At 71.6% G+C, this 10,081-nt stretch carries 9 protein-coding genes; 1 reads left to right on the forward strand and 8 read right to left on the reverse strand.

Annotated features, from left to right (window positions below; translation table 11 throughout):
• Positions 1 to 75 precede the first annotated feature (75 nt).
• The 4 genes from arc to FJQ56_RS16150 all read right to left on the reverse strand — a co-directional run bounded on the left by arc (position 76) and on the right by FJQ56_RS16150 (position 4,629).
• Positions 76 to 1,830: a proteasome ATPase gene (arc, locus tag FJQ56_RS16135; RefSeq protein ID WP_140010609.1), complete on the reverse strand. Its 1,755-nt coding sequence runs from the start codon at positions 1,828 to 1,830 to the stop codon at positions 76 to 78.
• Between the two features lie 73 nt (positions 1,831 to 1,903).
• Positions 1,904 to 2,653, reverse strand: a complete 750-nt coding sequence (locus FJQ56_RS16140) for a glutamine amidotransferase (RefSeq protein ID WP_140010610.1) — start codon at positions 2,651 to 2,653, stop codon at positions 1,904 to 1,906.
• Complete coding sequence (locus tag FJQ56_RS16145) at positions 2,650 to 3,648, reverse strand: tRNA (adenine-N1)-methyltransferase (protein ID WP_379142188.1); 999 nt, start codon at positions 3,646 to 3,648, stop codon at positions 2,650 to 2,652. The genes FJQ56_RS16140 and FJQ56_RS16145 overlap by 4 nt, the downstream gene beginning before the upstream one ends.
• Positions 3,649 to 3,666: 18 nt before the next feature.
• Complete coding sequence (locus tag FJQ56_RS16150) at positions 3,667 to 4,629, reverse strand: zinc metalloprotease (RefSeq protein WP_140010611.1); 963 nt, start codon at positions 4,627 to 4,629, stop codon at positions 3,667 to 3,669.
• Between the two features lie 41 nt (positions 4,630 to 4,670).
• Here FJQ56_RS16150 and FJQ56_RS16155 point away from each other — a divergent pair, with 41 nt between their 5' ends.
• Positions 4,671 to 5,582, forward strand: a complete 912-nt coding sequence (locus FJQ56_RS16155; protein WP_246084206.1) for a RecB family exonuclease — start codon at positions 4,671 to 4,673, stop codon at positions 5,580 to 5,582.
• Here FJQ56_RS16155 and FJQ56_RS16160 read toward each other — a convergent pair.
• From FJQ56_RS16160 to FJQ56_RS16175, 4 genes are read right to left on the reverse strand one after another with little or no spacing between them, the layout of a single operon-like run.
• Positions 5,537 to 6,877, reverse strand: a complete 1,341-nt coding sequence (locus FJQ56_RS16160; RefSeq protein ID WP_140010612.1) for an ABC transporter ATP-binding protein — start codon at positions 6,875 to 6,877, stop codon at positions 5,537 to 5,539. The genes FJQ56_RS16155 and FJQ56_RS16160 overlap by 46 nt on opposite strands.
• A complete protein-coding gene (locus FJQ56_RS16165) occupies positions 6,861 to 7,934 on the reverse strand; it encodes an ABC transporter ATP-binding protein (protein WP_170215434.1) in 1,074 nt (357 codons plus the stop codon). Before FJQ56_RS16165 ends, FJQ56_RS16160 begins: the two co-directional genes overlap by 17 nt.
• Positions 7,931 to 8,911 (reverse strand): ABC transporter permease, encoded by a 981-nt coding sequence (locus FJQ56_RS16170; protein ID WP_140010613.1) that lies wholly within the window; start codon positions 8,909 to 8,911, stop codon positions 7,931 to 7,933. The genes FJQ56_RS16165 and FJQ56_RS16170 overlap by 4 nt, the downstream gene beginning before the upstream one ends.
• A complete protein-coding gene (locus tag FJQ56_RS16175; RefSeq protein WP_246084207.1) occupies positions 8,911 to 9,948 on the reverse strand; it encodes an ABC transporter permease in 1,038 nt (345 codons plus the stop codon). Before FJQ56_RS16175 ends, FJQ56_RS16170 begins: the two co-directional genes overlap by 1 nt.
• Between the last annotated feature and the right edge of the window lie 133 nt (positions 9,949 to 10,081).

The following is a 10,081-nucleotide window of genomic DNA, read 5'->3' on the forward strand; positions in this document are numbered from 1 at the left end:
GCGCCGGCTGCGGTGGTGTGGTCTCGAGACAGTCGCTAGCGCGACTTCCTCGACCAACGTGGGGTCGAGCGAGGCCTACAGGTATTGACCCGTGTTGGCGACGGTGTCGATCGACCGGCCCGGCTCGGTGCCCTGCTTGCCGGTGATCAGCGTGCGGATGAACACGATCCGCTCGCCCTTCTTGCCGGAGATGCGGGCCCAGTCGTCGGGGTTGGTCGTGTTGGGGAGGTCCTCGTTCTCCTTGAACTCGTCGACGCACGCCTGCAGCAGGTGGGCGACGCGCAGGCCCCGCTGGTCGTGGTCGAGGAGGTCCTTGATCGCCATCTTCTTGGAGCGGTCGACGATGTTCTGGATCATCGCGCCGGAGTTGAAGTCCTTGAAGTAGAGGACCTCCTTGTCGCCGTTGGCGTAGGTCACCTCGAGGAAGCGGTTCTCCTCGGTCTCGGTGTACATGCGCTCGACCGTCGCCTGGATCATCCCGGCCACACAGGCGTCGCGGTCGCCACCGAACTCGGCGAGGTCGTCGGCGTGCAGGGGCAGCGACGGGGTGAGGTACTTGCTGAAGATGTCGCGGGCGGCCTCGGCATCGGGGCGCTCGATCTTGATCTTCACGTCGAGCCGACCAGGACGCAGGATGGCCGGGTCGATCATGTCCTCGCGGTTGGAGGCGCCGATGACGAGCACGTTCTCGAGCAGCTCGACGCCGTCGATCTCGCTGAGCAGCTGCGGGACGATGGTGTTCTCGACGTCGGAGGAGACACCCGACCCGCGGGTGCGGAAGAGCGAGTCCATCTCGTCGAAGAACACGATGACGGGGGTGCCCTCCGAGGCCTTCTCGCGGGCCCGCTGGAACACGAGGCGGATGTGTCGCTCGGTCTCGCCGACGTACTTGTTGAGCAGCTCGGGGCCCTTGATGTTGAGGAAGTAGGACTTCCCCTCCTGGCCCGTCTTGGCGGCGACCTTCTTGGCCAGGCTGTTGGCGACCGCCTTGGCGATCAGCGTCTTGCCGCAGCCGGGAGGTCCGTAGAGGAGCACGCCCTTGGGGGGCTTGAGCTCGTGCTCGACGAACAGCTCGGGGTGCAGGTAGGGCAGCTCGACGGCGTCGCGGATCGTCTCGATCTGTCCGAACAGGCCGCCGATGTCGCTGTAGTCGATGTCGGGGACCTCCTCGAGGACGAGCTCCTCGACCTCGGACTTGGGGACCCGCTCGTAGACGTAGCCGGCGCGAGAGTCGAGCAGCAGCGAGTCGCCGGCGCGCAGCTTGATCGAGCGCAGCGGCTCGGCGATGCGGACCACCCGCTCCTCGTCGGCGTTGGCGATGACCAGGGCGCGGTCGCCGTCGGCGAGCACCTCCTTGAACATCACGACCTCGCCGACCTGCTCGAACTCCATCGCGCCGACGACGTTGAGGGCCTCGTTGAGCATGACCTCCTGGCCACGCTGCAGCGAGTCGAGCTCGACGCCCGGGCTGACGTTGACCCGCAGCTTGCGGCCACCGGTGAACACGTCGACGGAGTCGTCGTCGTTGCGGGCCAGGAAGGTGCCGAAACCGGCCGGGGGCTGGGCCAGCCGGTCGACCTCCTCCTTGAGCTTGGTGATCTGGTCGCGCGCCTCACGGAGCGTCTGGGCGAGCCGCTCGTTCTGCGACGTCACCGCCGCCAGCGAGCGCTGCGTGTCGGCCAGGCGCGCGTCGAGGCCTCGCGAGGACACCGGGCCGTCGGACAGCCGACGCCTCAGGTCACCGACCTCGGACTCGAGGAACCGCACCTGAGCGACCAGCTCATCGGTGTTGAGACCGCCCGTGCTGGAACCGTCATTCGTGCTCGACATTCGGCTCACCTCCTGTCCTGTCGACCCTACCCGGACGCCCGACGCCGATCGGGTGAGTCCCAACCGGTGTCGGTCACGATTTCGCCTCGGACCGATAGCGCCGAGCGAAGTTGCGCAGCAGGGTCATCGGGTGGGTGACCTCGACGGCGGCACCGGCCGCCCGGAGGTCGTCGACCTCGGTCGGGTCGAAGTAGCCGTAGGTCGCGTAGGTCTCGATGCGGGTGTGCAGGCCCGCCAGGTCGAGCTCGGGGTGGAACTGGGTGGCGTAGACGTGCTCGCCGACCCGGAACGCCTGCACGGGGCACGCGGCCGACGTGGCGAGCACGACGGCGTGGGCGGGTGGCCTGGTCAGGGCCTCCTTGTGCCCGCCGTACGCCGCGAAGTGGCGGGGCACGCCCGCCAGCAGCGGGTCGGCCAGGCCGGCCTCGGTCAGGTCGACCGCCATCGGGCCGACGGGCTCGGGATGGGAGCGGTCGACCAGTCCGCCCTGGTGGCTGCCGAGGGAGCCGATGCCGTAGCAGGCACCCAGGAACGGCGAGTCGGCCTCGACGACGGCGTCGAGCACCCCCACCAGCGCCGCCTCGGCGCGGAGCTGGGCGGCCGACTTGTGCGCGGCGGGGTCGGACCAGGTGAACGAGCCGCCGCCGAGCAGGATCCCGGACCAGCGGGCGAGGCCTCCGGCGACGTCGCCGACGTCGTCGGTGCCCAGCAGCCGCCGCTCCACCTCGTGGAGCGGGAGGCCGAGGAAGCGGGCGAAGGCGGCGTGCTCGTCGTCGGCAGCCGCGCGCTCGGCCCGGATCGACAGCAGGAGGAAGGGTCTCACTGCTCGTGCTGCTGCTCCGGCTGGTCGACGAAGACGTCGGCCGGCAGGTCCGGGACGTCGAGCGGCCGCGGACCGGTGTAGTCGGGTCCGTAGGCACCGGCCGCGGGCCGGCGGGTCTTGCGCGGTGCCTGCTGGCCCGGCGCCATCCGGCGCGCGGTGACCAGGAACGCCGTGTGGCCGATCATCTTGTGCCCGGGGCGTACGGCGAGCCCCTCGACGTGCCAGTCGCGCACGAGCGACTCCCACGCCTGCGGCTCGGTGAAGCCGCCGTGCACCCGCACGGTCTCGGTGAAGCGCGAGAGCTGGGTGGTCGTCGCGACGTAGGCGCACACGATGCCGCCGGGCCGCAGGGCGTCGGCCGCCGCGTCGAGGCACTCCCACGGGGCGAGCATGTCGAGGATGACGCGGTCGCAGCGCTCGCCCGACGCCGGCAGCTCGGTGGCCAGGTCGCCGAGCCGCAGGGTCCACGCGGGGTGGCCCTCGCCCTCGACGGTGCCGAAGAACTGGGTGACGTTCTGGCGCGCCACGTCGGCGAACTCCTCGCGGCGCTCGTAGGACGTCACCCGCCCGTGCGGCCCGACGGCGCGCAGCAGGGAGCACGTCAGCGCGCCCGACCCGACCCCCGCCTCGACGACGTCGGCGCCGGGGAAGATGTCGGCCATCGCGACGATCTGGGCGGCGTCCTTGGGATAGACCACGGCCGCGCCGCGAGGCATCGAGACGACGAACTCGGAGAGCAGCGGACGGAACACGAGGTACTCGCCGCCGGTCGAGGCGGTCACGGTGAAGCCCTCCTCGCGCCCGATCATCTCGTCGTGCTCGACGTGGCCCCGGTTGGAGAAGAACCGCTTGCCCGGCTCGAGCGGCAGGTTGTGCTTGCGGCCCTTGGCGTCGAGCAGGCGCACCCACTCACCGGCGCGCAGCGGTCCGCGGTGCACCCCCGACCATGCCTCGGGGGGTACGTCGAGGGCCGGGTCCTGGTCGTCGTGGGGCACCGCGGAACCGTACCGGGGTCAGCGCGTCGGACCCATCTTCTCGAGGTCGGCGAGCGACAGCAGGCCGCGCGGGGTGCCGGCCGCGTCGACCAGCAGGTGGTCGTCGGGACGTCGTACGAGGGCGACGAGGACCTCGTCGGCGGTGGCGGCGTGGGGCAGCGTCGGAAGGCCGGACGAGACCTGGTGCGCCGGTACGCCGGGCACGAGCGGCCGGGCGAGGTCGGCGACCGCGAGGCCCTCGACGCGCACCCGCAACCGGTCGAAGCCGAGCTCGGCGGACGACGACAGCCACGCGAGCATGCCCAGGCCGAGGCAGATCGCCCAGACCGACGTGCTGGCCGTGGACCCGGTGACCGCGGCCGTCAGCACGGGGAGCACCACGAGCACGACACCGGTGGCCCGCCCGGTCCAGGCGGCGGCCAGCGCACCCCGGGCGCGGGACCCCGTGAGGTGCCAGGCGAGGGCGCGCACGAGCCGGCCGCCGTCGAGCGGCGGGCTCGGCACGAGGTCGAGGAGTCCGATCAGCAGGTTGGCGAGGACGACGGCCTCGAGGGCGAGCGCGAGCAGGCCGGCGTCGACCGTGAGCCGGGACCCCAGCGCGACCGCCCCGATGGCCAGCGACACCGCCGGTCCGGCGAACGCCGTGACCGCCTCCTCGCGCGGGCCCGCCGACTCGCCCGTCACCCGGGTCCGTCCGCCGGCGGCGGCCAGCACGATCGCCGGCACCTCGTGCCCGTGGCGTCGGGCCAGGACGGCGTGCGCCCCCTCGTGGACCAGCGCGGCGGCGTACACGAGGACGCCGACGCCGACCCCGGCCAGCAGGGACACCGGACCGATCCCCGGCACGAGCGCGTCGGCGCGCGGGGCGAAGGCCACGGCGATCAGGGCCACCACGACCAGGCACGACGCCGACACCCGGATGTCGGTGCGCCCGACCCGGCCGACCCGCACGGCCCACGGCGACGCGGGGGTGAGGGGCACAGGACGAGCCTAGTGTCGCCGGGCACACCTACGCTGGCGTCGTGGGCACCGACCAGCAGGACGCGACCGTCGTGGCCGACGTGAGCCCGGCCGGGCCCGTCCCGACCGAGATCGACGGTGTCGAGGTCCTCGGGGCGCTGTCCCCCAGTCGGGCCGCCGACTTCCTCAGCTGCCCGCTGCTGTTCCGGTTCCGCACCGTCGACCGGTTGCCGGAGCCGCCGTCGGTCGACGCGATCCGGGGCACCGTGGTCCACCAGGTCCTCGAGGACCTCTTCGACCTGCCCGCCGACCGGCGTACCCCCGACCAGGCCGAGGCGATGGTCCAGGCCGTCTGGGAGCAGGTCCTGGTCGAGGAGCCCGAGATCGGTCTGACCTTCGACGGCGTCGACGTGGTCGAGTGGCTGCTGTCGTGCCGCGAGTCCGTACGCCGCTACTTCGACCTCGAGGACCCGCGCCGGCTCGAGCCGGCCGAGCGTGAGGTCTACGTCGAGGCGCTGCTCGACTCCCGGCTGCTGCTGCGCGGCTACATCGACCGCGTCGACGTCGCGCCCGACGGCGCGACCCGTCTGTCGGACTACAAGAGCGGAAAGGCCCCCCAGCAGGGGTTCGAGGCGCGCGCGATGTTCCAGCTGCGCTTCTACGCCCTGGTCCTGTGGCGCACCCGCGGCGTGGTCCCGACGGTCCTGCAGCTGCTCTACCTCGGTAGCACCGAGACCATCACCTACTCACCCGACGAGGCCGACCTGCTCGCCACCGAGCGCAAGGTCGAGGCGGTCTGGCGCGCCATCAAGCACGCTGAGCAGACCGGCGACTACCAGCCCCACCGCAGCCCCCTGTGCGGCTGGTGCGCCCACCAGTCGATCTGCCCGGCGTGGGGCGGCACTCCCCCGCCCCTGCCCGACCGGGCTCAGCCGGAGGAGCCCGAGCCGGCCGCCGTACCGCCCTCCGGATAGAGCACGCACGCCACCTCGACGCCTCCGGCCGTGCGCAACGCGGGGTCGACACCGTCGTGGAAGTCGATGCGCACCTGGCGTCCGTCGGACTCCAGGGACCGCACCCCGGTCCACATCGGCTCGTCGGGGTTCTCCGCCCGGATGCGCTCCATGAGGGCGAGCGTCTCGATCGGGTCGCCGGCCGTCATGGTGGCCGAGGTCTCGGGCCGGTCGAAGCGCTCGAGGTCGCCGACGAGCGACCGCTCGGCGTCGTAGTCGGCCGTCCGGCGGGTCCAGTGCTGCTCGAGGACCACCCGCAGGTCGCGCGACTCCCAGCCGCAGGAGGCGACGGCCTCGGCGCAGCGCGGGTGGAACGAGCAGCCCAGCGGCGGCTCGGCCGCGTCGGGGATCTCGCCACGCGGCAGGTCGCGCGGCACCGTCCGGGTCGGGTCGGGCTCGGGGATCGCCTTGAGCAGCGCCTTGGTGTAGGGATGGCGCGGGTTGGCGAAGATCTCGGCGGTCGGGCCGATCTCGACGATCCGCCCGAGGTACATGATCGCGATCCGGTCGCAGAAGTACTTCGCGCTCGCGAGGTCGTGGGTGATGTAGAGGTAGGACAGCCCCAGGTCGTTCTTGAGGTCGAGCATCAGCTGCAGGATCTTGGCGCGCACGCTCATGTCGAGCATCGAGATGGGCTCGTCGGCGACGAGCACCTCGGGACCCAGGATGATCGCGCGGGCGATCACCGCCCGCTGCTTCTGGCCGCCGGACAGGTCCGAGGGGTACTTGTCGGCGAACCGCTCGACCGGCGCGAGACCCACCTTCTCCAGGGCCTCGTGGACGCGACGGGTCAGCTCCTTGCCCTTGGCGATCTTGTGGATCACCAGCGGGTGTCCGACGGCCTCGGCGATCGTCATCGACGGGTTGAGCGCCGCGCTCGGGTCCTGGAACACCATCTGCAGGTCGGTGCGCAGCTGGCGCAGCTCCTTGCCGCGCATCTCCGACACGGTCCGGGGACCCTCGGGTGCGTGGTAGACGATGCGGCCGTCGGTCGCCGGCACCAGCCCGAGGAGGGCCCGACCCAACGTGGTCTTGCCGGAGCCTGACTCACCGACCAGGCCGAGGACCTCGCCACGGTGCAGCGTGATGTCGATGCCGTCGAGCGCCTTGACCCGGCGCTGGCCGAGTCCGAGCACGCGCGAGAGCGCGCCACCCTGGAGCTGGAAGTGGACCTCGAGGTTGTCGGTCTCGATGATCGCCGCGGAGGCGGGCGCGCCCGGGGTGGTCGCCGCGGGGTCCTCAGGCTTCGTCAGCACTGTCGATCTCCTTCGGCAGGGGCGCCTTCTCGGTCTCGGTCAGCGTGACGACCTCGTCGCGCACGTCGGCCGCCCAGCAGGTCACCCGGGTGCCCGACGGCAGCTCGCGGTCGACCGGCTCGCGGGTGGCGCAGATCTTCATGGCGTCGGGGCAGCGCGGGTGGAAGTGACAGCCCGGAGGCGGGTCGCTCAGGTCGGGCGGCGCGCCGTCGATGAAGTTCAGGCCGGTGGTCTTCAACGAGATCGTCGAGCGCAGCAGCTCGCGGGTGTAGCTGTGCCGCGGGTTGGCGAACACCTCGCGGGCAGGCCCGATCTCGACGATCCGACCGGCGTACATGACCGCGACGCGGTCGCAGGCCTCGGCGACGATGCCGAGGTTGTGGGTGATCAGCAGCAGGGACGTCTCGTAGGTCTGGCGCAGGTCGTGCAGGATCCGGATGATCTGCGCCTCGACCAGGACGTCGAGGGCGGTCGTCGGCTCGTCGGCCACGACGAACGCCGGTCGCAGCACCAGGGCCAACGCGATCATCAGCCGCTGGCGCATGCCGCCGGAGAACTCGTGCGGGTAGGCACGGAAGCGGGTCGGCGGGATGCCCATCACCCGGAGGGCCTCGAGCGAGCGCTCCTCGACCTCGGCCTTGCTGATGCCCTTCTCGTGGGTGCGCAGGGTCTCGGCGAAGTGGTCGGAGATGCGCATCAGCGGGTTGAGGCGGGTCAGCGGCTCCTGGAAGATCATCCCGAGGGAGCCGCCGCGCAGGGCGTACTGGTCCTTCTTGCCCAGCGAGAGCATGTCGTCGCCGCGGAACCGCAGCTCGCCGTCGCGGGCCGAGCCGTCGGGGAGCAGTCCGAGCAGGCCACGACCCAGGGTCGACTTGCCGCAGCCGGACTCCCCCACCAGGCCGAGGATCTCGCCGGGGCGGATCACGAAGCTCACCCCGTCGACGGCGCGCACGGGGGCAGTCGGGCCGGCGTACCAGACCCGCAGGTCGTCGGCCTCGATCACGGGTCCGGCCGGGATGGCGCCGGTGCCGGGGTCGTCCACGAGCTCGGCCTTCACGAGGTGGGCTCCTTCTTCTCGAGGGTGGGGTCGGCGCCGGCATCGGGGCGCGCGGCGGCCCCGTCGGCGTCGCGCGCCGGGAAGACCACCGGCTGGTGGCGCCGCCGCCGCAGGGCCGGGTTGACGGTCTCGTTGAGGCCCTCGCCGACGAACGTCAGCGCGGTGATCAGCAGGATGATCGCCATCGCCGGGAAGAACGACGGCCACCAGACGCCACCCTGGGCGTAGGACAGGCCGACCTGGATGTCGTAGCCCCACTCGGCCGCCTCGGTCGGCTGGATGCCGAGCCCGAGGAACCCCAGCGCCGCGAGGGTGCCGAGCGCGTCGGCGGCGTTGAGCGTCGCGATGACCGGCACCGACTGCACGACGTTGGCGAAGAGGTACTTGCGCATGATCGTGAACGGTCCGGCCCCGATGGCACGCGCCGCCTCGACGTAGGTCGCCTCGCGCGCCGAGACCGTCGTGTTGCGCACGACGCGGAAGTACTGGGGGATGTAGATCGCGGTCAGCGACAGGGCCGCCGAGATCACCCCGCCGCCGACCTGCTCCTTGAGCAGGAACGCGAACACGATGGCCAGGAGCAGCGACGGGAACGAGTAGAGGGCGTCCATGAGGAAGACCAGCAGCTTGTCGACCCGGCCGCCGACGAACCCCGACACCAGGCCGAGGGGTACGCCGAGCACGCCGGCGAACAGCACCGACAGCACGATCACCTCCAGCGCCGTCCGCGAGCCCCAGACGACGCGCGAGAACACGTCGTAGAACTCGCCGTTGGTGCCGAAGAGGTAGTCGCCGCCGGGGTGGGCCACCTTGGGCAGCTTGACCCCGTCGACCCGGTTCTGGGCGAAGTCGTAGGGGGCGATCCACGGGGCGAACAGCGCGAACGCGACGAACACGGCCGTGATGACGAGACCGATCAGCAGCGCCCAGCGGCCGACGCCCTTGGTGTTCCAGATCGTGCGCCACAGGTTGCGCATCAGTACCTCACCCTCGGGTCGACGATGGCGTTGACGACGTCGACGACGACGCTGGTCAGCACGACGATCACCGCGAAGAAGGTGACGATGCCCTGCACCGCGATGTAGTCGCGCTCGCCGATGTACTTGAGCAGCTGGGTGCCGATCCCCGGCCAGCCGAAGGTGCTCTCGGTGAGCACGGCCCCCGACAGGGTCAGCGCGACCTGGAGCCCGATCACGGTGATCACCGGCACCAGCGCGTTGCGGAACGCGTGCTTGCGCACGACCCTGCCCTCGGGGATGCCACGCGCGCGGGCGGCCTCCACGTAGTCGCCCTGCAGCGCCTGGATGACGTTGATCCGGACCAGCCGCACGATGACCCCCGACAGCAGGATGCCGAGCGTCAGGCAGGGCAGCACGTGGTGCTTGAGCACGTCGGTGAAGGCCTCGGTGTCGCCGGCGATGAGGGTGTCGAGCAGGAAGATGTGGGTCTTGGTGTAGCTGTCCGAGGTCGCCAGGAGGAACGGGTCGGCGATGCCGTTGGTCGGCCAGGTCGGGTCGAGCTTGTTGACCAGCACCACCAGCAGGATGCCGACCCAGAACAGCGGGGCGGCATAGCTCACGACGCCGTAGAGGCGGATCCCGACGTCGAGCGGGGTGTCGCGGAACCGGCCGGCCAGGCGGCCGAGCGGCAGCCCGATGAGCAGGGCGATGAGGAACGCGCCGAGCGTGAGCGTCAGGGTGGCGCCGCCGAAGTCGCGGACGATGTGGAGCACCGGGGTGCCGGTGCGGAAGGTGTCGCCGAAGTCGAAGCGGGCGACGTCGCCGAGGTAGGACAGGTACTGCAGGAACAGGGGCTTGTCGAGACCGGCGGCCTCGCGGCGCTGCTGGAGGACGTCGGCGTCGAGCCGGTCGCCTCCAGCCGCGCTGACCGGGTCGCCGGGGGCGACCCGCAGCAGTAGGAAGACGACGCTCAGCAGGACCCAGATGAGCGGGATGACCAGCAGCAGGCGGGTGGCGATGTAGCGGGGCAGCGACCCGGAGGACGACGAGGCCACGAGACTCCTTCGGGAGGGGCTGTGGGTGCGGGGGTGTGCGGGTGGGGCGGACATGCGAGCGGCGGGGGGGGGCCCCCGGGGGGGGCGCGACCCCCCCCGGGGGGGACAGGGGGTGGGGGGCCGGCCCCGAGAC

The organism is Nocardioides plantarum (genome assembly GCF_006346395.1).
GTDB lineage: Bacteria > Actinomycetota > Actinomycetes > Propionibacteriales > Nocardioidaceae > Nocardioides > Nocardioides plantarum.